Raw genomic sequence first — 25212 nt, forward strand, 5'->3', positions numbered from 1 at the left:
CTGGCCGGATGCAGGACGAGTACCGCACCGTCGCCCGCGCGGGTGTGCACGAGACCGAGGTCAACCGTTCCCGTTTCCTGTGCGCCCTCGCCCCGGCGGCCACCGAGCAGGAGGCGCAGGAGTTCGTCGCGGCCGTTCGCAAGGAGCACGCCGACGCCACCCACAACTGCTGGGCGTACGTCATCGGCGCCGACGCCTCCACCCAGAAGGCCAGCGACGACGGGGAGCCCGGCGGCACCGCAGGCGTCCCCATGCTCCAGATGCTGCTCCGCCGCGACATGCGGTACGTCGTCGCCGTCGTCACCCGCTATTACGGCGGTGTCAAGCTCGGCGCCGGTGGCCTCATCCGCGCGTACGGCGGTGCCGTCGGCGAGGCGCTGGACACCCTCGGCACGATCACCCGGCGCCGCTTCCGGCTGGCCACGGTGACCGTCGGTCACCAGCGGGCCGGCAAGGTCCAGAACGACCTGCGCGCCACCGGACGCGAGGTGCGGGACGTGCGCTACGGCGAGGAGGTCACGATCGAGATCGGCCTCCCGGACGCCGACGTGGACGCCTTCCGCGCGTGGCTCGCCGACGCGACCGCCGGAACGGCCGGGTTCGAGCTGGGCGGGGAGGCGTACGGGGACGCGTGACGCTCGTCCACTGCCCGTACCGTGCGGCCCCGGGCGGGGAACCTTTCCCGCGACGCTCCTTACCGCATCTCTCGGCTGGTCCGTCAGGCCCTGGCCGCACGCCTGTGGCGCTGTCATGGGAAACGCACGTCATCCGACCGGCGGGCACACGGAGTGACTATTACGCCACAAGAGGTCGGTCTGCGTATGGGGGTGAAAGGAGCACTCATGCGTCGAATACGCCTCGCACTGGCTGCCATACCGGCAGCTCTGGTCCTCAACATCGCACAGGGCGGAGTCCTCCCGGCGGGCGCCGGCGCTCCCACCGGGGGCGACGGTGCCGGTGCAAGCGCCACCACGCTCAACGGGTTCACCAAGCAGGTGGTCGCCACCGGACTGGACGATCCCTACGAGATCATATGAGGACCCGACAGCTTCCTGTGGGTGACGGAGAAGAGCGGCAAGAAGGTCACCCGTGTCGGCCCGCGGACAGGCGCGAAGAGCACCGCCCTCGATCTGACGGAGAAGGCGGTGCGCACCGAGGGCGCCCAGGGCGGCGTGCTGGGCCCGGCCCTCCACCCGGACCTGCTCAAGGACAAGGGACGCGACTACGTGTATGTCTCGTACACGTACGACTCGAACACGTCGGACGCCGAGGTCGACCAGCGGCTGAGGATCGACCGCTACACCTATGACAGCAGGACCGGAACCCTGGGCGAGCCGAAGAACCTGATCAGCGGCCCGGCCTCGGGCAGCGACCACCAGAGCGCACGGCTGGGCTACGGCCCCGACGGCAAGCTGTACTACACGATCGGCGACCAGGGAGCCAACCAGCTCCAGCACTACTGCGAGCCGAACCGTGCGCAACGGCTGCCCACCAAGGAGGAGATCGAGTCCAAGGACCGGATCGCCTGCCGCGGCAAGACCCTGCGGCTGAACCCGGAGGACGGCTCGATCCCCGCGGACGACCCCGTGCTCGGTGGCGTACGCAGCCACGTGTGGGCCCACGGGTTCCGCAACTCCCAGGGCCTGGACTTCGGGACGGACGGCACCCTGTACAACACCGACCAGGGACCCAGGACCGACGACGAGGTCAACGTCCTGACGAAGGGGGCCAACTACGGCTGGCCCCACGTGGCGGGGCACCGGGACGACAAGGCCTACACGTTCAGTGAATGGTCCGCGTCCGCACCGACCCCGTGTGCCGACCTCACGTTCAACGACCTGGAGGTGCCCGAGTCGGTGTCCCGGCAGAAGGAGACCGACTGGAAGGGCCGGTTCACCGAGCCCGTCCGCACCTTCGGGACGGTCGACAGCGGTTTCGACTTCTCCGACCCCAGGTGCGGCGAACGGGCCTGCATCTCGCCAACCCGGACCTGCCCGCCCGGTTCCGCCCCGGTGCACCGCTCAGCACCCTGGACCCCGAGGGTCTGTGCGGAGGTGGTGACGCCGGCTGCATCGACCACCCGGTCCTGGGAGAGTCCACAGCCTGGCCCGCCCGTCCTGCCGGGTGCGGAAACCCCGGTAGGGCAGCCGAGGAGCCGGGTCCGCAGGAGCGGGCTGCCCGAATCCCCGCGGTCGTCCATGGCCGTCCGACGCCGGATGCCGGTGGCGGGCTGAGGTCCCTGGTGAATCAGGGCACCTGGGAGCCGGCTGCCGCGCAGTGGGGCACGCCTCCGCCGGTCCGTCACGACCCGCGCCTGTACCACGGCGACATCCCCGAGTCGACGGTCCCCCGGGGCGGGCGCCGGTCGCTGAACCCGGGGGAAGGGGCGGGGGCGGGACGGGACTGCACGTGCCGGTCGGCTGCCTCGGAGCGCCGCTGGTAGTGGGCGAGGAGCCGGGCCCGTGCCCGCGTGCCCTCGGCCCGCAGTGACTCCTCGCGGGCCACGCGGTCCAGCGCGTAGGCGCGGACCAGGTCGTGCATGGTCCAGTAGCCGCGCACACTGCCGGGCCCGACCAGATGGGCGCGGACCAGCACGTTCAGCTCCGGCCGCGGCAGCGCGTCGGCCCCGTACAGCACGGTGATCGCTTCATCGCTCGTCTCCGGTCCCGGGGCGAGCGCCAGGAGCCGGAACAGGCGGGAGGGGCCCGGACCGAGGCGGCGGTAGGACAGGTCGAACGCGGCCCGCACGCCGCGTTCGCCGTCGTCCAGGTGGTCGATGACCGTGGCGGAGTCGGCCAGCTCCGCGACCAGTTCCGTCACCGGTTTGCCCGGATCGGCGATGAGCAGAGCGGCTGCGATCTGCAGCGCCAGGGGCAGATACCCGCACAGGGCGCACAGGTTCCCGGTCGCCTCGGGGGCGTCCAGGACACGTGGGTCGGCGGGGGCGGCCGTGCGCAGGGTCACGCCCAGTACGTCGCGGGCCACCTCGGGCCGGAGGATGTCGAGACGGAGGAGGTGGGCACCGAGCTGCGGCATGGTGTCGCGGGAGGTGACGAGGACGCGGTGCGCGCCGTGGCCGGGCAGCAGCGGTCTGACCTGCCCGGGATGCGAGGCGTTGTCCACCACGATCAGCACCGCACCGCTCGTCCGGGCCCGTTCGGCCAGGACCGAGCGGTAGAGGCCGGCTCGTTCGTCCAGCGTCGTCGGCACATGGGCGGCCGCCACGCCCAGAGCGCGCAGCAGGGCCTCCACGAGCCGTTCGGCTCCGGCGGGCGTCTCGTCGTAGCCGTGGCAGTCGACGAACAGCGCGCCGCCGGGGAACCAGCCGCGTTCCCGTGCCGTGTGAGCGGCCCGCACGGCCAGTGCGGGCCGCTCACGCCGCCCAGCCCGGCCACCGCGGTCACCGGGACCGGGGTGTGACCGCCGGGGCCGGGGGCCAGTGCCGCCAGCAGCGCGTCGAGTTCCTCGGCGCGCCCGGTGAACTCGGCGGCAACCGGCGGAAGCGCGTCCTCTACGTGCGGCATGGGGCCGTAGTGGTGATGATGCTCCACCTTCTTCCCGATCGCCTCGCCCCGGAACGTCCCGTTGCGGAAGTCGATCCGGTCCCCACTGTGTGTGTCCCCGCTCACACAGCCCATCTTGCCCTGGAAGGAAGGCTTCCGGCAGAGTGGTGATCGGCGATGAGTCCGACACGAACGGCGTTCGTGAGATCTGTCATGACGGGCGATACGGGAGTAACCGCCCGTGCTGTCGGACCAGGCGGCTACGCTGCTGGGATCATGAGACTGCTGCACACGTCCGACTGGCACCTCGGCCGGTCCTTCCACCGGGTCGGCATGCTCGGTGCCCAGGCCGAGTTCATCGGCCACCTCGTCAGCACCGTGCGCGAGCGCGAGGTGGACGCGGTGGTCGTGTCGGGAGACGTGTACGACCGCGCGGTGCCGCCGCTCGCCGCGGTCGAGCTGTTCGACGACGCACTGCACCGTCTCGCCGGCCTCGGCGTGCCGACGGTGATGATCTCCGGAAACCACGACTCGGCCCGCCGTCTCGGCGTCGGCGCCGGACTCATGGGGCGCGCCGGCATCCACCTGCGGACCGAACCGTCCGCGTGCGGCACGCCCGTGGTGCTGTCCGACGGGCACGGGGACGTCGCCTTCTACGGGCTGCCGTACCTCGAACCCGCCCTGGTGAAGGACGAGTTCGCGGTGGAGAAGGCCGGCCACGGGACGGTGCTCGCCGCCGCCATGGACCGCGTCCGCGCGGACCTCGCCGCCCGCGCGCCCGGCACCCGCTCGGTCGTCCTCGCGCACGCCTTCGTCACCGGCGGCGAACCCAGCGACAGTGAGCGGGACATCACCGTCGGCGGGGTGGCCGCCGTGCCCGCCGGGGTGTTCGACGGCGTCGACTACGTGGCGCTGGGGCATCTGCACGGCTGCCAGACCCTCACCGAGCGGGTGCGCTACTCCGGTTCCCCGCTGCCGTACTCCTTCTCCGAGGCCACGCACCGCAAGAGCATGTGGCTCGTCGACCTGGCCGCCGACGGGGCGGTCACCGCCGAGCGCGTGGACTGCCCGGTGCCGCGCGCGCTGGCCCGGATCCGCGGCACCCTCGAGGAACTGCTCGCCGACCCCGGGCTGGCACGGCACACGGAGGCGTGGGTCGAGGCGACCCTCACCGACCCGGTCCGCCCGGCCGACCCCATGGCCCGGCTCACCGAGCGCTTCCCGCACACCCTCAGCCTCGTCTTCGACCCGGCCCGGACGGCGGACGACCCCGCGGTCTCCTACGCCCGCCGCCTCGCCGGCCGTGACGACCAGCAGATCGCCGAGGACTTCGTCGCCCACGTGCGCGGCGCCGGCCCCGACCCGCACGAACGGGCCGTCCTGCGGGACGCCTTCGACGCGGTCCGCGCGGACGACGCGGTACGGGAGGTGGCGCGGTGAGGCTGCACCGGCTGGACATGACGGCCTTCGGGCCGTTCGGGAGCACCCAGAGCGTCGACTTCGGCGAGCTGTCCGCCGCGGGGCTCTTCCTGCTGCACGGCCCCACCGGCGCCGGCAAGACCTCCGTCCTGGACGCCGTCTGCTACGCGCTGTACGGCTCCGTCCCCGGCGCCCGGCAGAGCGGTCAGGGCATGACCCTGCGCAGCGACCACGCCGCCCCGGGCGTCCGCACCGAGGTCACCCTCGAACTCACCGTCGCCGGACGCCGGCTGGAGATCACCCGGCAGCCACCCTGGGAACGTCCCAAGAAGCGCGGCACCGGCACCACACTGGACAAGGCCCAGACCTGGCTGCGCGAACGTGACGCCGCCTCGGGCACCTGGAAGGACCTCAGCCGTTCGCACCAGGAGATCGGCGAGGAGATCACCCAGCTCCTCGGCATGAGCCGGGAGCAGTTCTGCCAGGTCGTGCTGCTGCCCCAGGGCGACTTCGCGCGCTTCCTGCGCGCCGACGCCGAGGCCCGCGGCAAGCTGCTGGGCCGCCTCTTCGACACCCGCCGCTTCGCCGACGTGGAGAAGCGCCTCGCCGAACGCCGGCGGGCCGCCGAGTCCCGGGTGCGCGAGGGCGACGCCGACCTGCTCGCCGACGCGCACCGGATGCAGCAGGCCGCGGGCGACTCCATGGAACTGCCCGAGCTGACGCCCGGCGAACCGGGACTGGCCGAGGCCGTGCTGTCCGCCGCCGCCGTCGCCCGCAGCACCGCGCGGGAACAGCTCACCGCCGCCCGCTGCCGCCTCGCCACCGCCGAGTCCGCCCTCGCCGACGCCGACCGCGCCCTGGACGTCGTACGCGAACGGGACCGGCTGCAACGGCGGTTCGCCGAGGCACGGGAGCGGGCGGACCGGCTTCAGGAGCGGGCCGGCGCCCACCACGAGGAGCGGACCCGCATGGAGCGGGCCCGCAAGGCCGAGACCGTCGCCCCCGCCCTGGACCTGCGGGACTCCGCCGGAGCCGAGCACGAACGGGCGGCCGGTGCCGAGCTGCGTGCGCGTGCCCTGCTCCCGGTGTCCCTCGCGGACGCGGGAGCGGCCGGGCTCGCGGCCGCCGCCCGCCGGGCCGCCGAGGAACTGGGCGGACTGGAGTCGGCCCGCCGCGCCGAGCGGCGGCTGACGGAACTCCTCGGCGAGCGCGCCGACCTGGACCGCCAGGAACGCGCCGACGAGGAGGCGCGCGAGGACGCGGAGACCTGGCTCGCGGACTGGGAGGAGACCCGCGCGGGTCTGCAGGCCGGCATCGAGTCGGCTCAGCAGGCCGCGACCACGGCCCGTGAACTCGCCGTGCGGCGCGACCCCGCGCGGCAGCGGCTGAACGCCGCGCGGCTGCGCGACCGGCTCGCCGGGGACGCGGAAACGGCCGAGGAACAGGCCCGCGCCGCCCGGGAGCGGGCGCTCGCGGCGAAGCAGCACTGGCTCGACCTCAAGGAACAGCGCCTGAACGGCATCGCCGCCGAACTGGCCGCCGGGCTCACCGACGGCGAACCCTGCGCGGTCTGCGGCGCCACCGAACACCCCGCCCCCGCCCGCAAGGTCGCCGGACACGTCGACCGCGAGACGGAGGAACGCGCCCTCGCCGACCACCAGCGCGCCGACGACCACCGCGCGGAGGCCGAGCAGCGGCTCGGCGCCGTACGGGAGGCGCTGGCCGCCGCGAGCGCCGAAGCCGGGGACGGCGCCACCGAACAGCTCTCCCGCGCGGTCGACGAACTGGAGCAGCAGTACGCGCGGGCGCGGGACGCCGCCTCCGTGCTGCACGCCGAGCAGGAGCGGCTGCGCCGTGCGGAGGCCGAGCACGAGCTGCGGATCACCGCCCAGCGCGAGGCGGCCGTCCGGGCCGCCTCCCGCGTGGGCCACCGCGAGCGGCTGGACCGGGAACGCGCCGCGCTGGAGGAGGAGTTGGCGCAGGCGCGGGGGGACGCCACCAGCGTGGCCGCGCGCGCCGCGCAGCTGGAGCGGAGCGTCCGGCTGCTCACGGACGCCGCCGACACCGCCCGCGCCGCCGAGGACGCGGCCCAGCGGCTCAAGGAGGCCGACGCCCGGCTCGCCGACGCGGCCTTCCGCGCGGGCTTCGACACGCCGGGGGCCGCCGCCGAAGCCCTCCTGGACGACGCGGCCCACCGCGAACTCCAGCGGCGCCTGGACGTCTGGCAGCACGAGGAGGCCGCCGTACGGGCCGTCCTCGCCGAGCCGGAGACCGTCGCCGCCGCACAGCAGCCGCCCGCCGACCTCGGCTCCGCGCAGCGGGCCGCCGAGGACGCGGACCGCAGGGTGCGCGAGGCGGCCTCCGCGCGGGACGCCGCCGACCGGCGCCGCGCCGAACTCGACCGGCTCTCCGCGCGGGCCGCCGCCTCGGTGCGCCGGCTGGGACCCCTGCGCGAGGAGTACGACCGGGTGGCCCGCATGGCCGGACTCACCGCGGGCACCTCGGTGGACAACGAACGGAAGATGCGCCTGGAGTCGTACGTCCTCGCCGCCCGCCTGGAACAGGTCGCCGCCGCCGCGACCGTACGGCTGCACCGCATGTCGTCCGGCCGGTACACCCTCGTCCACTCCGACGACCGCACCGGCCGCGGCCGCAGCGGACTCGGACTGCACGTCGTCGACGCCTGGACCGGACGGGAGCGCGACACCGCGACCCTCTCGGGCGGCGAGACCTTCTTCGCCTCGCTCGCCCTGGCGCTCGGTCTCGCGGACGTCGTCACCGACGAGGCGGGCGGGGTCCGGCTGGACACCCTCTTCATCGACGAGGGCTTCGGCAGTCTCGACGACCAGACCCTCGACGAGGTCCTGGACGTCCTGGACTCCCTGCGTGAACGCGACCGCAGCGTGGGCATCGTCAGCCATGTCGGCGATCTGCGGCGCCGGATACACGCCCAACTGGAGGTCGTGAAGGGCCGTTCGGGCTCGGAGCTGCGCCAGCGCGGCACCCGCTGAGGGCCGGCTCAGCGCCCCAGTGGGCGGCGCGGCAGCGGCGAGGAGTAGACGACGCTGGTGGTCACCGAGCCGAGCGTGCCGATCCGGCCCGCCACCTCCTCCAGGTGCCGCATCGAACGGGCGGCGACCTTGATGACGAAGCAGTCCTCGCCCGTCACGTGGTGCGCCTCCAGGATCTCGGGCGTCACGGCGACGAGGTCGTGGAACGGCTTGTAGTTGCCGGTCGGGTAGCGCAGCCGTACGAAGGCCAGGATCGGCAGTCCGATCCGCTCCGGGTCCACCACCGCCGCGTAGCCCCGGATGACCCCGGCCTCCTCCACGCGGCGCACTCTCTCGGTGACCGCGCTCGCGGACATCGAGACGGCACGGGCGAGTTCGGCGAAACTGGCTCGTCCCTCCCGCTGGAGGACGTCGAGGATGCGCCAGTCGGTGGCGTCCGGGGAATACGCGGTCATTCCTGAGAAGTACCAGGGGAATCCCCGGCCGATCAAGGGGAAGGCCGGGGTTCCTCGCTTCAGGCCCCGGTCCCGCGGCCGTAGTTTCTCTCCCATGACCGCCACCACCGTGAACCCCGTCCTGCGCGTCGCCCCCGCCTCCCCGGCGGAGGCCGCCGCCCACTTCCGCGCGAGCCTCGCCTTCCACACCGATGTCTCCGACGTGGCCGCCGCGCTCGCGGCCGACGGGGACCCCGGGTTCGCCCTGGTGGACTCCCGCTCCACCGAGGCATGGGACCAGGGCCATGTCCCCGGCGCGGTGCACCTTCCCACCGCGCTCGTCCCCGAGCGGGCCGCCGAGCTCCTGGATCCGTCGGTCCCGGTCGTGACGTACTGCTGGGGTCCCGGCTGCGACGGCGCCACCCGAGCCGCGCTCGCCCTCGCCGAACTCGGCTACCGGGTCAAGGAGATGCTCGGCGGATTCGAGTACTGGGTGCGTGAGGGCTTCGAGTTCGAGACCTGGCGGGGCCGGGAGCGCCGTGCCCCCGACCCGCTGACGGCACCCGTGGACGCTGACGACTGCGGATGCTGAACCCCCGGTTCCGGTAAGGGAGTCGACCCGGTAGGTTCTGCGCATGGTGCGATACGCGGAGCCGGGCACGGTCGAGTGGGTGGAGTCGGGCGGCGGGCCGCTCATCGCGGTGCCGGAGACGGTGCTGCCGTTCTGGACGGGCGCCGACGGCGAGGAGACGGCCTCGGACTACGACCGGGCCTGCGAGGTCGACGGACTCGTCGGACTCCTCCCGGTCGGCGACGCGACGGCCCTGGTCCTGGGTGACGAGCCCGCCGCGACCGCCTTCCTCCCCGAGCACGGCACCCTCGTCCGCTGGATCGCCGGTGACTCCGAGGCGGAACTCCTGGCGAGCGTCCCGTCCGCGCTGCACACCGCGCGGTGGCAGCCCGAGGTGCACTGGAAGGTGCCCGGCACGGTCGTCCTGTTCGACGCGGCCTGGCCCGGCACCGACTCCACGGGCACCGACCACGTGAGCCTCACGCTCACTCCGGGCCGTTACGCGGTCCGCGCGGCGCAGGTTCAGCCGGGCCCGGAAACCTGGCTGCTCCTCGTCCAGCTCCGACCGCTGCCCTGACCCGCGGCTCGCCGTCACGGCGGTCGTGCCCGTGGGCGACCCCGCCGGCCTCGGTCCGTGCCCACCGTGGACGGTCACCGCGCACGGCTCGGCCGGGAGCACGGCGGTGACCGCACCGCCGAATCCGACCGCTGCCTTGACCCGCGGCCGGCCGTCACGGCGGTCGTGCCCGTGGGCGACCCCGCCGGCCTCGGTCCGTGCGCACGGACCGAGGCCGGGAGCACGGTGGTGACCGCACCGCCGCGCGGGCGGGGCGTCCGGCCGATATTCGCGTGCGCCGGTCCGCCCGGCCCCGCATGATGGACGATCATGCCCAAGCTCCCGCACCCCGCGCCCGAAGCACTCCGCCGTGACCCCCTGCCCCTGCGGGGCCGGGCCGCGCTGGTCACCGGGGCCAGCCGGCGCGGCGGCATCGGTCATGCCGTGGCCCGGCGTCTCGCCGCCTACGGGGCGAGCGTCTACCTGCACCATCACGTGCCGCACGACGCCGCCATGCCCTGGGGCGCCGACCGGACCGAGGACGTGACCGCCTCCGTGCGCGACGCCCTCGGCGACCCCGGCGCGACCGTGCTCGCCGGCCCCGGCGACCTCACCGACCCCGCGGCCCCCGCCGAGCTGCACGCCCGCGCGGCCGAGGCGCTCGGCGGACGGCTCGACATCCTCGTCGCCAACCACGCCCTCAGCGGCTCCGACGGCGACCTCGACACCATCGACGCCACCATGCTCGACGCGCACTGGGCCGTCGACGCCCGCTCGGTGCTGCTGCTCGTGCAGGCCCACGCCCGGCACCGCGCCGCCCTGCCCCCGCGCACCCCGGGCGGGCGCGTGGTGATGATGACCTCCGGGCAGGACATCGCCGGTGGTATGCCGGGCGAGATCGCCTACGCCCTCCAGAAGGGCGCCCTCGCCTCGATCACCCGTTCCCTGGCGACCACGCTGGCCGAGCACGCGGTCACCGTGAACACCGTCAACCCCGGCCCGGTGGACACGGACTACCTGACCGGCGACACCTACGACGCCATCGCCGCCCTCTTCCCCGCCGGCCGCTGGGGCATGCCCGACGACCCCGCCCGCCTCATCGCGTGGCTGGCCACGGACGAGGCGGACTGGATCACCGGTCAGGTCATCGACTCCGAGGGCGGCTTCCGGCGCTGAACCGGCTCACAGCGCCGACAGCTCGTCCACCAGGTCGTCCAGGCCCAGTGACCCCTGGGACAGCGCGGCCATGTGCCACGCCTTGAGGTCGAAGGCGTCACCGTGCCGCTCGCGGGCGTTCTCCCGGCCCAGCAGCCACGCCCGCTCACCGAGCTTGTAGCCGATCGCCTGGCCCGGGATCGTCAGATAGCGGGTCAGCTCGCTCTCCACGAAGTCCGCCGGGCGGCTGCTGTGCGCCCCGAAGAACTCCTCGGCCAGCTCCGGCGTCCAGCGCTCACCCGGGTGGAACGGCGACTCCGCCGGGATCTCCAGCTCCAGGTGCATGCCGATGTCGACGACGACCCGGGCCGCCCGCATCATCTGCGCGTCCAGGTAGCCCAGCCGCTCCTCCGCGTCCGCGAGGAAACCGAGTTCGTCCATCAGCCGCTCCGCGTACAGCGCCCAGCCCTCGGCGTTGGCGCTGACCATGCCCACGGAGGCCTGGTAGCGGGAGAGGGTGTCGGCCACGTGCACCCACTGCGCGAGCTGGAGGTGATGACCGGGAACGCCCTCGTGGTACCAGGTGGAGACCAGGTCGTAGACCGGGAAGCGGGTCAGGCCCATCGTGGGCAGCCAGGTGCAGCCCGGCCGGGAGAAGTCCTCCGACGGCTGCGTGTAGTACGGCGCCGCCGCGCTGCCCGCCGGCGCGATCCGCGACTCCACCTTCCGCACCCGCTCGGCGAGGTCGAAGTGCGTGCCGTCCAGGGACTCGATCGCCCGGTCCATCACGCCCTGGAGCCACGCGCGGACCTCGTCCACGCCCTCGATGTGCCGGCCGTGCTCGTCCAGGTGCGCCAGCGCCACCCACGGCGTCCCAGCACCCGGCAGGATCTTCTCGGCCTCCTTCTTCATCTCGCCCAGCAGCCGGTGGTACTCCGACCAGCCGTACGCGTACGCCTCGTCCAGGTCGAGATCGGTCCCGTTGTAGTAGCGGGCCCAGCGGGCGTACCGCTCCCGGCCCACCGTGTTCGGCGCGCCCTCGATGGCCGGCGCGTACACGTCGCGCATCCAGTCCCGCAGCTCCACGACGGCCGCGGTCGCCGCGCGGGCGCCCTCGTCCAGCTCCGCGCGCAGCGCGTCCGGCCCCGCGGCGGCGAAGTCCTCGAACCAGCCCCGGCCCTCACCGGTGTCCGCCCACTCGCCGAGCTGCCCGACGAACGTCTCCGTCGGGCGCGGAGCCGCGTACAGCTTGCGCTCCAGGCCCAGCGCGAGGGACTCCCGGTAGCCCGCCAGCGCGGCCGGCACCGCGCGCAGCCGCTCGGCGATCGCCGCCCAGTCCTCCTCCGTCTCGGCCGGCGTCACGGTGAACACCTCGCGCACCGAATGCGCGACCGTGCCCAGGTTGCCGACCGCGCGCAGACCCTCGTCGGCCTCGCGCACGGCGAGTTCCGCGGTGAGCCGCTCGCGCAGCAGGCGGGCGCAGCGGCGCTCGATGTCGCTGTCCGCGCCGGGCTGCCGCTCGGCCTCGTCGAGCCGCGCGAGGGTGGCCCGCTGGAGCTCGGCGAGCGCCTCCTGTCCGGCGGGTGAGAGATCGGGCAGCCGGGAGGAGCTCTCCTTCACTCCGAGGAACGTTCCGGTGACCGGGTCGAGGGCGATGAGCTCGTCGACGTAGGTGTCGGCGACCTGACGGGGAAGCGCGCTGTTGGTCTGAGGCATGCGGACCATCCTGGTACGCGGCCCCTCGCACGTCACCCGGTTTGAGCTGTGGGCGAAGGCGGCAGCATGGGGCCGCAGTCCCACTGCTGGAAGATCAGCCGGGTCTCCACGCGGGCCACCTCCCGCCGGGCGGTGAACTCGTCGAGCACCAGCCGCTGCAGATCCGCCATGTCCGCGACCGCGACATGCACCAGATAGTCGTCGGGGCCGGTCAGATGGAAGACGGTCAGCGACTCCGGCAGCGCCCGGATCCGCTCCACGAACGGCCCCACCAGCTCCCGCCGGTGCGGTCTGACCTGCACCGACAGCAGCGCCTGGAGCCCGCGCCCCAGCTTGGCGGGATCCAGCTTCAGCCGGTGCCCGAGGATCACGCCGGAACGGCGCAGCCGGGTCACCCGGTCCAGACAGGTCGACGGCGCGACCCCGACCTGCGCGGCGAGATCCCGGTACGTCGTCCGGGCGTCGTTCTGCAACAGCCGCAGCAGATGGAGGTCCACCGGATCCAGTACGACAGATTCAGCCACTGGCCGAACGTAACACGGGTTCCGGCTCCCATGACCCGTTCGGTGTTCACCCTTCCGTCCATGGACTTGGGCATGGACACGCGACGCACCACACGAGCACTCGCCACCGAGGCCGTGCACGCAGGCCGCGACGACCTCGCCGGACTGGGACTGCACGCCCCGCCGATCGACCTGTCGACCACGTACCCCTCGTACGACAGCCGCGCCGAGGCCGCCCGCATCGACGCCTTCGCCACCACCGGCGCCGAGCCGGAGGGCCCGCCCGTCTACGGGCGGCTCGGCAACCCGACCGTCGCCCGCTTCGAGACCGCCCTGGCCCGCCTGGAGGGGACGGAGTCGGCGGTCGCGTTCGCCAGTGGCATGGCCGCGCTCAGCGCCGTCCTGCTGGTCCGGGGCTCGATGGGGCTGCGGCACGTGGTCGCCGTACGTCCCCTGTACGGGTGCAGCGACCACCTGCTGACCGCCGGACTGCTCGGCTCCGAGGTGACCTGGACCGACCCGGCCGGGGTCGCCGACGCGCTGCGCCCCGACACCGGCCTGGTGCTCGTGGAGACCCCGGCCAACCCCACGCTCGCCGAGATCGACCTGCGGGCCGTCGCCCACGCCTGCGGCTCCGTGCCGCTGCTCGTCGACAACACCTTCGCCACGCCGGTCCTCCAGCGTCCGGCCGAGCACGGGGCGCGGCTGGTGCTGCACAGCGCCACCAAGTACCTCGGCGGGCACGGGGACGTACTGGCGGGCGTGGTGGCCTGCGACGAGGAGTTCGCCGGGCGGCTGCGCCAGGTGCGGTTCGCCACGGGCGGCGTGCTGCACCCGCTGGCCGGATATCTGCTGCTGCGCGGCCTGTCGACCCTGCCGGTACGGGTGCGGGCCGCGTCCGCGAACGCCGCCGGACTCGCCGCCCGGCTCGCCGCCGATCCGCGCGTGGCCCGGGTGCACTACCCGAGCATCGGCGGGGCGATGGTCTCCTTCGAGGTGCACGGGGACCCGCACGAGGTGATCGCCGGCGTACGACTGATCACCCCGGCCGTCAGCCTGGGCAGCGTGGACTCCCTCATCCAGCACCCGGCCTCCATCAGCCACCGCATCGTCGACGCCGACGACCGCAGGGACGCCGGGGTGAGCGACCGGCTGCTGAGGCTCTCGGTCGGCCTGGAGGACGTCGAGGACCTGTGGGCCGATCTGGACGCGGCCCTGGGGGAGCGGGCCGGGACGCCCGCACCGGCGGAGGCGTCGGCCCGGGGCTGAGGCCGGGCCCACGGGGGACGGACCGGCGGATCGCACCGCCGGGCCGCTCCCCGGACGCCCGCGCGGCGGCCGGGATCCCGTGTCCGCGTGCTCGTTGTGCGCCGGCCGGCACACGGTGATCGTCGTCCCGTGGCCGCGCGGCGGCCGGAATCCCGTGTCCGCGCGCTCGCCGTGCGTCGGCTGTGACGCTGCGGCCGTCACCCCGCGCCCGCGCGGTGGCCATGACCTCGTGTTCGCGCGCGGTGCCGGTGCCGGTGCCGCGTGTCCGCGCGTGACGGGCTACGACCGGCCGACCCGCTCGCCGTGCTCCCGCCCCTCCTCCGCGCGGCGGTCCGGTACGGCGTCCAGGCGGGCCGTGACGACCAGCGTGCCCTCCTCGATCTGGTAGTCGAGCGGCAGCCCCAGGCCGCGCATCGCGGCGACCATGCCGGTGTTGGACGCCTGCGTCACGGCGTACACCTGGGCGCAGCCGTCCTCGGCGGCCATCGTCACCAGCCGGGTGAGCAGCTCGGCGCCGATGCCCCGGCGCTGCCAGGCGTCCTCCACGACCAGCGCGACCTCGGTCTCGTCGCCGTCCCACAGCAGATGGCCGAGGCCGACGATGCGGCCCGAGGCGGTCTGCGCGGCGAGCGTGCGGCCGAAGCGCGGGCTGAGCAGGTGGTTCAGATAGCGGTCGGCGTCGCCGACCGGCCCGTGGTACCGCATGCGCAGGGTCTCGGTGGAGCACCGCTCGTGCATCGCCCGCGCGGCCGCCAGATCGCCGGTGTCCGCGCGGCGCACGGAGATGTCACTGCCCTCGGGCAGCGTGAGGACGTCACGTCCGCGCGGGATCCGCGGACCGAGCCGGGCGTCCAGCTCCACGAGTGCCCGCGCGCGGGCGAACTCGGTGGGCGTGAACGGCAGATACGGCCGCTCCACGGTGATCACCCCGCCCTCCGGGGCGCGCAGCCGGATCACGGTGTCCTCCAGGGAGCCCTCCTCGGGCACGGTCGTGGCCGCCCGGTGACCGCCGCCCGGCAGGGAACGGATCGTGCACCGGCCCAGCAGCTGGCGCAGCGCGAGCGGCAGTTCGGCCGCGTCCTGTGCGGTGCGGGCGGCCAGCCCGAGGACCCGGGTCGGCGCGTCCACCAGATCGTGGGCGTCGGCCCGCTCGGTCCAGGTGTCCGCGCCCCCGGCGAGCGACACGGCGGCGACGAGGTCCGTCCCCTCCGGCGCCCGCAGCAGGAACTCGTCGACGGTCTCCTCGCCCAGCGGGTGCGTCTGCAGGCTCAGGATGTCGACCCGCAGCTCGGCCAGCGCCGTGCAGAGCGTGGCCAGCGCGCCCGGTTCGTCCTTCACCGTCGTGCGCATCCGCCACAGCACGCTGCCGCCGGTCCCGGCGGAGGGCGGCGGCGGGGCATCGCCGGTATCGTGCGCCGGCGGTGCGTGGCCGTGGCGGCGTACCCACCATGCGTGGAACGCCGCCGTGCACCGTGCGGCGAGTCCGGCCGGGTCCCGGCGGCCGTTCGTGGGGCCGCCGTGCGGGGTGTTCGTCACTTCAGACATGTCTCGACTCATACAGCCACTGTGAAGGAACCGTGTTTCGTGATCACGAACGTACTGTGACTGATGGGTAAAGCGTGCTTCTGACCGTTTTGTTGAGTTACTGACCGACCAGACCTGGCCGCAGCGTCTTCGTGAACAGCACGGTGCCGTCCTGTTCCCGCATCCGCACCGTCAGCTCGCCGCTGTCGCCGTCGATGTCGACCTCGCCGAAGAACTGGTAGCCGCCGGCGGGTGAGACGTTCGAGACGCTCGGCGCCTTCACCCACACCCGCTCCGGGCCGAAGGTGCCGTCGAGCGCGCTGGCCGGGAAGGCGCCCGCGTTCAGCGGACCGGAGACGAACTCCCAGAACGGCTCGAAGTCGTCGAACGCGGCCCGCGAGGGCTGGTAGTGCTGCGCCGAGGTGTGGTGCACGTCGGCCGTCAGCCACACCGTGCCGGTGATCCGCCGGTGCTTGACGAACCGCAGCAGCTCCGCGATCTGCAGCTCCCGCCCCAGCGGCGCCCCCGGGTCGCCCTGGGCCACCGCCTCGACGTGTCGACCGCCCTCACTCGTGTCGGGCACGACGAGGCCGATCGGCATGTCGGCGGCGATCACCTTCCACACCGCCCGCGACCGCGACAGCTCCCGCTTGAGCCACTCCAGTTGCTCCCGCCCGAGGATGCCCTGCGGGTCCACGGTCTGGTCACCGGAGGAGTTGGCATTGCGATACGTCCGCATGTCCAGCACGAACACGTCGAGCAGCGGCCCCTGCCGCAGCACCCGGTACATCCGGCCCTCCCGGGCGCCCTGCCGCAGCGTGGACACCGGGAAGTACTCGCCGAACGCGCGCCGCGCGCGGGCCGCCAGCACGTCGACGCTCTTCTCCGTGTACCGGGCGTCCGTGTCGGCGATCCGCTGGCCCGGGTACCAGTTGTTGCGCACCTCGTGGTCGTCCCACTGCACGATGGACGGCACCTGGGCGTTGAACCGGCGCAGGTTCTCGTCGAGCAGGTTGTAGCGGAAGTTGCCCCGGAACTCGGCCAGGGTCTCGGCGACCTTGGCCTTCTCCTCGGTGGTGACGTTCCGCCAGACGCCGCCGTCCGGCAGGGCGGCGGTCGCGGAGACGGGTCCGTCGGCGTAGACGGTGTCCCCGCTGAACAGGAAGAAGTCGGGGTCGAGCCGGGCCATCGCGTCGAAGATGCGGTAGCCGCCGAAGTCGGGATTGATGCCCCAGCCCTGTCCCGCCAGGTCGCCCGACCACAGGAACCGCACACCGTCCCGGCGCCGGGCGGCGACCGTGCGGAACGTGCCGGTGACCGGCTCACCGGTGCGGCGCGGGTCGTCGGGGTCGGCGAGCAGCACCCGGTAGTGGATCTGCTCGCCGGACGGCAGCCCGCGCAGCCGGGTCGTACCGGTGAAGTCGGTGCCCGCGCCGAGCAGCGGACCGTGCCATCTGCGCGGGCGGCGGAACGATTCGGTCGCCGACGTCTCGACGATCATCCGCGCCGGACGGTCGGAGCGCACCCACACCAGCCCCGAGTCACGGGTGACGTCGCCGGTCTGCACGCCCCATTCGGCCCGCGGGCGCCCGGAGAGGGCGAAGGCGGGCGCCGCGCCGAGCGCGGTGGGCAGGGTCAGGGCCGCCGAGGCCGCGAGCGAGCCGCGCAGCACGGCGCGACGGCCGGGGAGCGGACGGTGTGACATGGATGCGCCTCCAGGGACGGGATCCGGCCAGTGTGCGCAGCCACAACTACTCGGGCGGCGCGGCGCGCACACCAACCCCAAGTGAACAATCGATCGCCCGCGCGGGCGAGCGGGCGCCTATCCGGCGGTGGCCTCCGCCATGAGACGCACACCTTCGTGGATCCGCGCGGGCGTCACATGCGCGTAGCCCAGCACGAGCCGTACGCCCTCCTCCGGCTCCTCGTGGTGGGCGTGGTCCGTGAGCGGGCGCACCGCGACACCGGCGGACGCCACCCGCGCGAGGAAGCGTTCTTGCGGCCCGTAGCGTCCGGGCAGCGTGACGATGACGTGCAGCCCCGCCGCGATCCCGGACACCCCGGCGCCCGGGAAGTGCTCCCCGAGGGCGGAGACCAGGGCGTCGCGCCGCTCGCGGTAGGCGCGCTGGCAGCGGCGCAGCTGACGGTCGTAGTCGCCGCGTTCCAGGAACCGGGCGAACAGCGCCTGGTCCAGGGTGGGATGACCGAGGTCCATGGTGCGCTTGCGCTCCACCACCTCCTCGGCCCACCCCTGCGGCACCAGCAGCCAGCCGAGCCGCAGCCCCGGGGCGAGGGACTTGCTGACCGAGCCGGTGTAGGCCACGTGCTCGGGGTCGAGCCCCTGGAGGGCGCCGACGGGCGCCCGGTCGTAGCGGAAGTCACCGTCGTAGTCGTCCTCCAGGACGATCCCGTCCACGGACCGCGCCCAGTCGAGCAGTTCGGCCCGACGCCGCGCGGAGTACGCGATGCCGGTGGGGAACTGGTGCGCCGGCGTCACGACGGCCGCCCGCGCCCCCGAGGCCCGCAGCGGCTCCATCGCGAGCCCTTCGCCGTCCACCGGTACGGGTACGGCGGTGACCCCGGCGGCGGCGTACAGGGACTCGTGCTGCGGGCTGCCGGGGTCCTCCACGGCGACGGCGCGCAACCCGCGCGCGTGGAGGGCGAATCCGAGCAGCGCCGTCGCCTGCGCCACTCCGGAGACCACCACGATCCGCTCGGGATCGGCCACCACGCCCCGGCGCCGCGCGAGCAGTCCGGCCAGTGCCGTACGCAGTCGGGGCAGCCCGCGCGGATCGGGGTAACCCAGCTCCTGGTGCGGAAGGTCCGCGAGCACACCGCGCTGCGCCGCCGCCCATGCCGCGCGGGGGAACAGCGACAGGTCGGGGGTGCCGGGGACGAAGTCCGCGCGGACGCCGGGGGTGCGCGGGGCGAGGTCGTGGGCGCGCGGGCGGGCGGCCCGTACCGCCGCCCCCACCCACGTCCCGGCGCCCCGGCCGGAGCGCAGATACCCCTCCGCCGTCAGCTGCTCGTACGCCTCAGTGATCAGCCCCCTCGACACACCGAGGTCGGCGGCCAGGTCACGGCTCGACGGCAGCCGGGTCCCCGGTGCGAGCCGCCCCGACCGCACCGCCTCGCGCAGCGCGGCCTGCAGCGAACGGCCACGCGCGCGTGCCGGCGCGGAGGCGGCGGGCAGCAGCAACTCCCAGGCGGAGGAGGCGGCGGGTCCCTCGGGGCCGGTCTGCGGTGACGTCATGACAGGGCCACACTAGGCCGTTCGGGGATACGGCCCCGCCCTCAGCGGCTGCCGTCGAGGATGACGCGCGCGACCAGCGCCGGGTCGTCGTTCATCGGGACGTGACCGCAGCCGGGCAGCCGGACCAGCCGGGCCCGGGGGATGATCCGCTTGGCGCGGACGCCCTGCCGGGGGATCAGCAGCCGGTCCCGGGCGCCCCAGGCGACGGTCACCGGGATGCCGGGCACGTCGTCGGTGAACCGTACGGCGGTGCCCGCGCGGAGGGTCTCGGCGAAGCCGGTGGCCCCGGCGAGCGCGAGCGTCTCGGCGACCACGGCCTCGGGGGAGCGGCGACCGGGACGGGCGTAGATGGTGCTGGTCAGTGCCGCCCGGCCGGCCGCGGAGCGGGCGAGGCGCTCGACCAGCGGAAGCGGCATCCGCTCCGCGATCCGCCGCATGCCGATCAGCACGCCGAAGGCGTACCGCCGCTCTGCCTGCGTCCAGAAACCCGCCGGGGACAGGGCGGTGACGGACCGTACGAGCCGTTCCCGGCCGAGTTCCAGGGCCAGCAGGCCGCCGAGCGAGTTGCCCGCGACATGCGGCCGGTCGAGCTCCAGCTCCTCGCACAGGGCGCCCAGGGCGGCGTTCATGGTGGGCAGGTCGTGGACGAGGCCGCCGGGCAGCGACGGGGAGGCGCCGAAGCCGGGCAGGTCCACGGCGATCACCTCGCGCTCGGTCGCCAGGATGTCCACCACCGGGTCCCAGGCCTGACGGTGATGACCGATGCCGTGCAGCAGGAGCAGCGGTTCGCCGCGGCCCACGCGTGCGTAGGACAGGGTCACGGACTGCGGGCCGAGGGGAGAGGTGACCTTGAAGGAGACGGTCGCGGACATGAGGGTGCTCCTCGTCTGGGACTCGCGGAAACGGACGCCGCCCGGCGTCGTAGACAGCTTGTCAGCAATTGCTACCGACGGGTAGCCCCATGGCCTGTGCGTCCCGCCGCCCGCCGGCCGGTGCCGCCTGGACACGGCCGCGCGGGTCGGCTGGGATGGTGCCGTGACCACCGACACCGTGACCGACGTCTTCGAGGAACACCGCCCCGTCCTCCTGGGGATCGCCTACCGCATGCTGGGCCGGGTGGCCGACGCGGAGGACGTGGTGCAGGACGCGTGGCTGCGCTGGTCGGGCGGCGACCGGGCCCAGGTGCGCGAACCGCGCGGCTACCTGGTGCGCGTCACCACCCGCCTCGCCATCGACCGGCTGCGCCAGATCAAGGCGCGCGGCGAGACGTACGTCGGCCCGTGGCTTCCCGAGCCCTACGTCACCGACTTCGGCGACACCGTCCCGGACGCCGCCGAGCGGGCCGTCCTCGCCGACTCCGTCTCCCTCGCCGTCCTCGTCGTCATGGAGTCCCTGTCGCCCCTGGAGCGCGCGGTGTTCGTGCTGCGGGAGGCGTTCGGCTACCCGTACGCCGACATCGCGGCCATGCTCGACCGCGGCGAACCGGCCGTGCGCCAACTCGCCGGCCGCGCCCGCAAACACGTCGAGGAGCGCCGCCCGCGCTACGAGGTCGATCCCGCCCAGCGCCGCGACCTCACCGAACGCTTCCTGGCCGCGGCGGCCGACGGCGACCTGGAGGGCCTGCTGGAACTCCTCGCCCCCGACGCGCGTCTGGTCGGCGACAGCGGTGGCAAGTCGCGCGCCCCGCTGCGGGTCCTGGAGAGCGCCGACCACGTGGGGCGCTTCCTCCTCGGCGTCGCCCGCAAGAGCGTGCCGGACCTCTCCTTCCGCTTCCTGGAGCTCAACGGCGGCCCCGCGGTGCTCGTCCTGTCCGGCGACAAGCCCGACTCCGTCGTCCAGCTCGACGTCGCCGACGGGCGCGTCCGGACGGTGTACGTCATCCGCAATCCCGACAAGCTGCGTTCGCTCGCCGAGGTCCGGTAGGAGCCCCGCACCGAAGCCCCCGTCGCGACGGGGCCCGTCGTCGTGCCCGATTGGTATTGACCAAGGGTGAGGGGCGCCTTATCGTCGCAGATAAGTGAAACAACCTTTAATAAACAAGGGCGCTAAAACGCGGCCGGACACGGCGATCGTGGAGGACAGGGTGGGGACCACGCAGCTGGAAACGGTGCCGGAACCGAAGTACTGGCACCTCAGGACCGTGCTCAGCGAGGCGCTGGACTCGGAGTTCTCCGTGGGCGAGATCCTGCCCAACGAGCGCGACCTCGCCGCCCGCTTCGGCGTCGCCCGCGCCACGCTCCGGCAGGCCCTGGAACAGCTCGAACTCGAAGGCAGGCTGCAGCGCCGCCGCGGTGTGGGCACGACGGTCGCCCCGCCGCGCATGGGCGTGTCCGTCGGCACGGCACAGCACGCCTGGCCCGGTGGGCCGCACGACGCCTGGCAGACCCTCGACTGCGCGCCCGAGGTGCCGCCCGCCGCCGTCGCCGAGACGCTGGTGACCGGCCGCGACGAGTCCGTGCACGTCGTGCGGCGCTCCCGCGTCTCCCACGGCCAGCCCGTCGCCGCCGAACTTCTCTACATCCCGGCGGACTCGGTACCGGACCTGTCCGGCATCGACGCGCCGTCCGGCACGGCACGCGCGCGTGCGGTACTGCGGGAACTGCAGCGCCTGGAGCTGGAGCGGCAGGAGAACGCGGTGGAGCTCGGCTCCGCCCGCGCGGACGACGCGCGCGAACTGGACCGCCTGCCCGGCGCGCCCGTCCTCGTCGTCACCACCCGCTTCATCGCCCGCGGCCGTACCGCCGCGCTCTCCGTGGCCACGTACCGCGCGGACACCTGCCGCCTGACCTTCGGCGACTCCGGCGGCGTCGAGATCCACCACGGCCCGGAACGCCGCGCCTCCTGACCCCACCCAGGTCCCCACCGCGGGCAGCCGCACCGCCGCCGCTGCGGGCAGTCGTGCCGCTGGGGCGGCACGGGTGGGCGCAGCGGCACCCCTCCAGCGGGGCGAGCGCAGACCCACCCCCGCCCAGCAGCCGCCGGGGTGTCCACTGAGCGGGGGGTGTCACGCAGCCCGGCGTCAGCGGGGTGCCGTCGCGCCCACCCGTGCCGCCCTGCGGCACGACTGCCCGTGGGAGCGGGAGCGGGAGCGGGAGCGCGGGGACGCGGCGAGCCGGGACCCCCGGGGCGCTGGGCGCCGATACGGCGTGCCCGCTACCGACGGGCCGTCACCGTGCCCTCCACCGCGAAGAGTTGCTCCTCCACGTGGTCGAGGGCCAGACGCACCGCACCCGTGGCGACCGCCGCCTCGCCGAGGTGGGACAGGGTGACCTTCGGCGGGCGCAGGCAGTAGCGGGCCAGTTCACGGCGCAGCGGCTCCAGGACGCCGTCCAGGCCGGCCGCCCAGCCGCCGATCACGACCAGCTCCGGGTCGAGGGCCAGCACCAGCGCCGCCACGTCGTGGACGAGCCGGCGGATGAACCGGTCCATGGCCGCCAGCGCCCGCTGGTCGCCCTCGCGGGCCTGGGCGAAGACCTCGGCGACCGCCTGCTCGTCGAGCGGGTGCAGCGGCTCGTCCGTGGTGGACAGCAGCGTCTCCGGGGTCGCCTCCCGGCCCAGCAGATGCAGTGCCCCGATCTCGCCGGCCGCCCCGCCGTACCCCCGGTGCAGCCGCCCGCCGATCAGCGAGCCGGCGCCCGGGCTCAGCCCGGCCAGCACGAACACCACGTCGTCGGTCCCCCGTGCGGCGCCCTTCCAGTGCTCGGCGACGACCGCCGCGTTGGCGTCGTTCTCCACCAGCACCGGACACTTGAAGGACCGGCTCAGCCGCTCGCCGAGGCCGAGGCCCGTCCAGCCGGGCAGCGCCGTGCCCAGCCGCACCGTGCCGTCCGCCTCCACGATCCCCGGCGTGCCCACGCCCACGGCACGCAGCGAGCCGCGCGGGACACCGGCCCGCCGCAGCAGCTCCGCGATGGCGGTGCGCAGCCGCTCCAGCCGCTCGTCGGCGTCGACCGTCTCGTCGACGTCCCTCGACTGTGCGCCGATCACCTTGCCGTCCAGATCGGCCAGCAGCGCGGCCACCCGGTGCACGCCGATCTCCAGGCCGAGCAGATGCCCGGCCTCCGCCCGGAACCGGAACCGCCGCGCCGGCCGCCCCTGCCGCCGCGCGGCGCCCTCCTCGGCCGCCGTCTCCACCACGAGACCCGCCTCGATGAGCCCCTCCACGACGCCCTCGACGGTCGGCCGGGACAGCCCCGTCACCCGGGTCACCTCGGTCAGCGTCGCGCAGTCCGTCGCCCGCAACGCGTGCAGCACCACCGCGGAGTTGATCCTTCGCAGCAGCGAGGGGTCCCCGCCGGTCAGCCGACCCACCGTCCGTCCTCCCAGCTCGTGCGCATGTTGGGCGGATCGTACTCGGCGCCGCCGACCCCGGCGACCTCCGGGCACGGCCGTCCCCGGGGACGCGGGTTCAGCCCGGTGCCACGAAGCCCGACTCGTAGGCCGCGATCACCGCCTGGGTCCGGTCGCGCGCCCCCAGCTTCGCCAGCACGGCGCTCACATGGGACTTCACGGTCTCCGTCCCCACCACCAGCCGCGCGGCGATCTCCGCGTTGGTCAGGCCCCGCGCCATCAGCCGCAGCACCTCCCCCTCGCGGTCGGTCAGCCGCGCCCGCTCCAGCACGTCGCGCGCCGCGCGGTTGCCGTCGCCGTCGGCGTACTCGGCCGCGAGCCGGCGCACCGAGGCGGGGAACAGCAGCGACTCGCCCTCGGCGACCAGCCGCACCGCGTGCACGATCTCCGCGGGCCGCGCCCGCTTCAGCAGGAACCCGTCGGCGCCCGCGCGCAGCGCCCCGTACACGTACTCGTCGTTCTCGAACGTCGTCACGACGAGGATCTTCGGCGGCGCGTCGACCGTCCGCAGCAGTGCGCGCGTGGCCTCGATCCCGTCCAGCAGCGGCATGCGTACGTCCATGGCGACCACGTCCGGCCGCAGTTGCCGTACGAGCGGAATGACCGCCGCACCGTCGGCCGCCTCCCCGACGACCTCGATGTCCGGCTGCGCCTCCAACACGGCCCGCAGACCCGCGCGTACGAGGGGTTCGTCGTCGACGAGCAGAACGGTGACCGGCATGCGGCCAGCGTAGATCAGCGCAACGGCAGCTCCACCCGCACCCGCCAGTCACCCCGGTCGGGACCGGTGTGCGCCCGTCCGCCCAGCAGAGCCGCGCGCTCGCGTATGCCGCGCAGACCGCTGCCCCGGCCGGGTTCGGGTATCGCCCCGGTGAGCGGATTGCGGACCTCCAGGCCGAGCGAGCCGTCGTCGACCGCGATACGGACCCGCACGGGGACGGCACCCGCGTGCCGCAGCACATTGGTCAGGGCCTCCTGGAGGATGCGGTACCCCTCGCGGGAGACCGGCCCGGGCACGGTGTCCAGGGGCCCGGTCATGGCGACGTCGACCTTGGCGCCGGAAGCCCGCGCGGACTCCAGCAGCCGGTCGGCGTCCGTGAGGGCAGGGCGGCCGCTGACCGGCCTCCCGGACTCGCGCAGGACGCCGAGGACCCGCTCCAGGTCCTCCAGCGCGGCCCGGCCGGTCTCCTCGATGGCGTCCAGCGCCCGCTCGGTGAAGGCGGGATCGCCGGCCGCGCGGGCGGCGCCCGCCTGCACGACGGCCACGGTCAGGGCGTGGCCGATGGAGTCGTGGAGTTCCCGGGCGATACGGGTGCGCTCCAGGAGCTGCTCGGTGCGTTCCTCCATGGCGGCCAGCCGCTCGGCGGGGGAGGGGCCGAGCAGACGGCGGGCCAGCGCCGTGATCAGCCGGCCCGAGCCGACCACGGTCGCCGCCAGGGTCACCGACACCGGGGGCAGCAGGAGGACGTGCCACCAGCTGTGGCCTTCGAGGAGGAACGACTCGCCGGAGGCCGTGTCCCCGCCGAACGCCGCCGCCACCAGGTCCACCACGGCCATGAGCAGGTTCGCGGTGAACACGGAGGTCGCGCAGCCGATCAGCAGCCGCGCCTGAAGCCATACGACGAGCCTGCCCCGGTCGCTCCAGGAGGCGGACGGCGCGACGACGATGCCGGCGCTGTCGCTGTCGTGCCGCTGACCGGTCAGCAGCAGCCTGGCCTGCAACCCCTCCACGGTGCGCATCGCGGGCACCAGCCCGACGGGCAGGAGCGCCACGCCCGCCGCCACCCAGGTCCACCACGCCTCCTCCAGGAACAGCCACAGCGACGGCCACACGATCGCGATGAACAGATGCAGCAACCGTGTGTACGTCACCGTCCGGCCGAACGGGCGCAGCAAGCGGATCATGCCGTCATCGTGCCAGCCGCCACCGGCGACGGACCTCCCCCGC

22 protein-coding genes are annotated in these 25212 nt (G+C 74.2%); 11 read left to right on the forward strand and 11 right to left on the reverse strand.

Annotated elements, in window-relative coordinates:
* The first annotated feature begins 8 nt into the window (after window positions 1-8).
* The 3 genes from AMK33_RS22035 (at window position 9) to AMK33_RS22045 (ending at window position 2234) form a co-directional block, all read left to right on the forward strand.
* Complete coding sequence (locus AMK33_RS22035) at window positions 9-635, forward strand: YigZ family protein (RefSeq protein WP_073934633.1); 627 nt, start codon at window positions 9-11, stop codon at window positions 633-635.
* A 207-nt stretch (window positions 636-842) separates the two neighbouring features.
* The gene (locus AMK33_RS22040; RefSeq protein WP_073934634.1) at window positions 843-1037 is read left to right on the forward strand and encodes a hypothetical protein; all 195 of its coding nucleotides are present in this window, start codon (window positions 843-845) and stop codon (window positions 1035-1037) included.
* A 15-nt stretch (window positions 1038-1052) separates the two neighbouring features.
* Entirely contained in the window at window positions 1053-2234 is a 1182-nt protein-coding gene (locus AMK33_RS22045; protein ID WP_079194928.1) for a PQQ-dependent sugar dehydrogenase, read from the forward strand.
* A gap of 67 nt (window positions 2235-2301) precedes the next feature.
* On the opposite strand, the gene AMK33_RS42230 is transcribed toward AMK33_RS22045, so the two are convergent.
* Complete coding sequence (locus AMK33_RS42230) at window positions 2302-3357, reverse strand: hypothetical protein (RefSeq protein WP_143203852.1); 1056 nt, start codon at window positions 3355-3357, stop codon at window positions 2302-2304.
* Window positions 3358-3779: 422 nt separating this feature from the next.
* On the opposite strand from AMK33_RS42230, the gene AMK33_RS22060 reads away from it, so the two are divergent.
* Together AMK33_RS22060 and AMK33_RS22065 are read left to right on the forward strand one after the other, a co-directional pair.
* A complete protein-coding gene (locus AMK33_RS22060; RefSeq protein ID WP_073934638.1) occupies window positions 3780-4943 on the forward strand; it encodes an exonuclease SbcCD subunit D in 1164 nt (387 codons plus the stop codon).
* Entirely contained in the window at window positions 4940-7933 is a 2994-nt protein-coding gene (locus AMK33_RS22065; protein ID WP_073934639.1) for an AAA family ATPase, read from the forward strand. The genes AMK33_RS22060 and AMK33_RS22065 overlap by 4 nt, the downstream gene beginning before the upstream one ends.
* Window positions 7934-7941: 8 nt before the next feature.
* On the opposite strand, the gene AMK33_RS22070 is transcribed toward AMK33_RS22065, so the two are convergent.
* Complete coding sequence (locus AMK33_RS22070) at window positions 7942-8388, reverse strand: Lrp/AsnC family transcriptional regulator (protein WP_073934640.1); 447 nt, start codon at window positions 8386-8388, stop codon at window positions 7942-7944.
* A gap of 94 nt (window positions 8389-8482) precedes the next feature.
* Here AMK33_RS22070 and AMK33_RS22075 point away from each other — a divergent pair, with 94 nt between their 5' ends.
* The 3 genes from AMK33_RS22075 (at window position 8483) to AMK33_RS22090 (ending at window position 10670) form a co-directional block, all read left to right on the forward strand.
* Window positions 8483-8959 carry a rhodanese-like domain-containing protein gene (locus tag AMK33_RS22075; RefSeq protein ID WP_073934641.1) on the forward strand — a complete coding sequence of 159 codons (477 nt, stop codon included), beginning with the start codon at window positions 8483-8485 and terminating at the stop codon, window positions 8957-8959.
* Window positions 8960-9002: 43 nt separating this feature from the next.
* The gene (locus AMK33_RS22080; RefSeq protein WP_073934642.1) at window positions 9003-9515 is read left to right on the forward strand and encodes an immunity 21 family protein; all 513 of its coding nucleotides are present in this window, start codon (window positions 9003-9005) and stop codon (window positions 9513-9515) included.
* A gap of 309 nt (window positions 9516-9824) precedes the next feature.
* The gene (locus AMK33_RS22090; protein WP_073934644.1) at window positions 9825-10670 is read left to right on the forward strand and encodes an SDR family oxidoreductase; all 846 of its coding nucleotides are present in this window, start codon (window positions 9825-9827) and stop codon (window positions 10668-10670) included.
* A gap of 6 nt (window positions 10671-10676) precedes the next feature.
* Here the strand turns inward: AMK33_RS22090 and AMK33_RS22095 are convergent, their stop codons facing one another.
* Together AMK33_RS22095 and AMK33_RS22100 are read right to left on the reverse strand one after the other, a co-directional pair.
* Window positions 10677-12365: a DUF885 domain-containing protein gene (locus AMK33_RS22095; protein WP_073934645.1), complete on the reverse strand. Its 1689-nt coding sequence runs from the start codon at window positions 12363-12365 to the stop codon at window positions 10677-10679.
* A gap of 32 nt (window positions 12366-12397) precedes the next feature.
* Window positions 12398-12889, reverse strand: a complete 492-nt coding sequence (locus AMK33_RS22100) for an Lrp/AsnC family transcriptional regulator (protein ID WP_073934646.1) — start codon at window positions 12887-12889, stop codon at window positions 12398-12400.
* Window positions 12890-12961: 72 nt separating this feature from the next.
* Here AMK33_RS22100 and AMK33_RS22105 point away from each other — a divergent pair, with 72 nt between their 5' ends.
* Window positions 12962-14137, forward strand: coding sequence for a trans-sulfuration enzyme family protein (locus AMK33_RS22105; RefSeq protein WP_235618164.1), 1176 nt, complete (start codon window positions 12962-12964; stop codon window positions 14135-14137).
* 279 nt (window positions 14138-14416) lie between these two features.
* Here AMK33_RS22105 and AMK33_RS22110 read toward each other — a convergent pair whose 3' ends face one another.
* The 4 genes from AMK33_RS22110 to AMK33_RS22125 form a co-directional block, all read right to left on the reverse strand.
* Window positions 14417-15682, reverse strand: coding sequence for a GNAT family N-acetyltransferase (locus AMK33_RS22110; protein WP_073934647.1), 1266 nt, complete (start codon window positions 15680-15682; stop codon window positions 14417-14419).
* A 97-nt stretch (window positions 15683-15779) separates the two neighbouring features.
* Entirely contained in the window at window positions 15780-17366 is a 1587-nt protein-coding gene (locus AMK33_RS22115) for an alkaline phosphatase D family protein (RefSeq protein WP_073934648.1), read from the reverse strand.
* Between the two features lie 117 nt (window positions 17367-17483).
* Window positions 17484-18914 (reverse strand): MocR-like pyridoxine biosynthesis transcription factor PdxR, encoded by a 1431-nt coding sequence (pdxR, locus tag AMK33_RS22120; protein ID WP_073934649.1) that lies wholly within the window; start codon window positions 18912-18914, stop codon window positions 17484-17486.
* A 41-nt stretch (window positions 18915-18955) separates the two neighbouring features.
* Window positions 18956-19786 (reverse strand): alpha/beta fold hydrolase, encoded by an 831-nt coding sequence (locus AMK33_RS22125; RefSeq protein ID WP_073934650.1) that lies wholly within the window; start codon window positions 19784-19786, stop codon window positions 18956-18958.
* A gap of 163 nt (window positions 19787-19949) precedes the next feature.
* Between AMK33_RS22125 and AMK33_RS22130 the strand changes: the two genes are divergently transcribed.
* Window positions 19950-20837 (forward strand): RNA polymerase sigma-70 factor, encoded by an 888-nt coding sequence (locus AMK33_RS22130; RefSeq protein ID WP_073934651.1) that lies wholly within the window; start codon window positions 19950-19952, stop codon window positions 20835-20837.
* 160 nt (window positions 20838-20997) lie between these two features.
* Complete coding sequence (locus AMK33_RS22135) at window positions 20998-21759, forward strand: GntR family transcriptional regulator (protein ID WP_073934652.1); 762 nt, start codon at window positions 20998-21000, stop codon at window positions 21757-21759.
* A 308-nt stretch (window positions 21760-22067) separates the two neighbouring features.
* Here the strand turns inward: AMK33_RS22135 and AMK33_RS22140 are convergent, their stop codons facing one another.
* The 3 genes from AMK33_RS22140 to AMK33_RS22150 form a co-directional block, all read right to left on the reverse strand.
* The gene (locus AMK33_RS22140; RefSeq protein WP_073934653.1) at window positions 22068-23225 is read right to left on the reverse strand and encodes an ROK family transcriptional regulator; all 1158 of its coding nucleotides are present in this window, start codon (window positions 23223-23225) and stop codon (window positions 22068-22070) included.
* A 97-nt stretch (window positions 23226-23322) separates the two neighbouring features.
* Entirely contained in the window at window positions 23323-23985 is a 663-nt protein-coding gene (locus AMK33_RS22145) for a response regulator transcription factor (protein ID WP_073934654.1), read from the reverse strand.
* A 14-nt stretch (window positions 23986-23999) separates the two neighbouring features.
* Window positions 24000-25169 carry a sensor histidine kinase gene (locus tag AMK33_RS22150; RefSeq protein WP_073934847.1) on the reverse strand — a complete coding sequence of 390 codons (1170 nt, stop codon included), beginning with the start codon at window positions 25167-25169 and terminating at the stop codon, window positions 24000-24002.
* Window positions 25170-25212 lie beyond the last annotated feature (43 nt).

The sequence above is a fragment of the Streptomyces sp. CB02400 genome, from assembly GCF_001905725.1.
In the GTDB taxonomy this organism is placed as follows: Bacteria; Actinomycetota; Actinomycetes; order Streptomycetales; family Streptomycetaceae; genus Streptomyces; species Streptomyces atrovirens.

Excerpts from the sequence above, each read along its gene's own strand:
- AMK33_RS22035 (WP_073934633.1), top strand. The coding sequence starts at position 9 with ATGCAGGACGAGTACCGCACCGTCGCCCGCGCGGGTGTGCACGAGACC.
- AMK33_RS22040 (WP_073934634.1), top strand. The coding sequence starts at position 843 with ATGCGTCGAATACGCCTCGCACTGGCTGCCATACCGGCAGCTCTGGTC.
- AMK33_RS22060 (WP_073934638.1), top strand. The coding sequence starts at position 3,780 with ATGAGACTGCTGCACACGTCCGACTGGCACCTCGGCCGGTCCTTCCAC.
- AMK33_RS22070 (WP_073934640.1), bottom strand. The coding sequence starts at position 8,388 with ATGACCGCGTATTCCCCGGACGCCACCGACTGGCGCATCCTCGACGTC.
- AMK33_RS22075 (WP_073934641.1), top strand. The coding sequence starts at position 8,483 with ATGACCGCCACCACCGTGAACCCCGTCCTGCGCGTCGCCCCCGCCTCC.
- AMK33_RS22080 (WP_073934642.1), top strand. The coding sequence starts at position 9,003 with ATGGTGCGATACGCGGAGCCGGGCACGGTCGAGTGGGTGGAGTCGGGC.
- AMK33_RS22090 (WP_073934644.1), top strand. The coding sequence starts at position 9,825 with ATGCCCAAGCTCCCGCACCCCGCGCCCGAAGCACTCCGCCGTGACCCC.
- AMK33_RS22095 (WP_073934645.1), bottom strand. The coding sequence starts at position 12,365 with ATGCCTCAGACCAACAGCGCGCTTCCCCGTCAGGTCGCCGACACCTAC.
- AMK33_RS22105 (WP_235618164.1), top strand. The coding sequence starts at position 12,962 with ATGGACACGCGACGCACCACACGAGCACTCGCCACCGAGGCCGTGCAC.
- AMK33_RS22110 (WP_073934647.1), bottom strand. The coding sequence starts at position 15,682 with ATGTCTGAAGTGACGAACACCCCGCACGGCGGCCCCACGAACGGCCGC.
- AMK33_RS22115 (WP_073934648.1), bottom strand. The coding sequence starts at position 17,366 with ATGTCACACCGTCCGCTCCCCGGCCGTCGCGCCGTGCTGCGCGGCTCG.
- pdxR (WP_073934649.1), bottom strand. The coding sequence starts at position 18,914 with ATGACGTCACCGCAGACCGGCCCCGAGGGACCCGCCGCCTCCTCCGCC.
- AMK33_RS22125 (WP_073934650.1), bottom strand. The coding sequence starts at position 19,786 with ATGTCCGCGACCGTCTCCTTCAAGGTCACCTCTCCCCTCGGCCCGCAG.
- AMK33_RS22145 (WP_073934654.1), bottom strand. The coding sequence starts at position 23,985 with ATGCCGGTCACCGTTCTGCTCGTCGACGACGAACCCCTCGTACGCGCG.
- AMK33_RS22150 (WP_073934847.1), bottom strand. The coding sequence starts at position 25,169 with ATGATCCGCTTGCTGCGCCCGTTCGGCCGGACGGTGACGTACACACGG.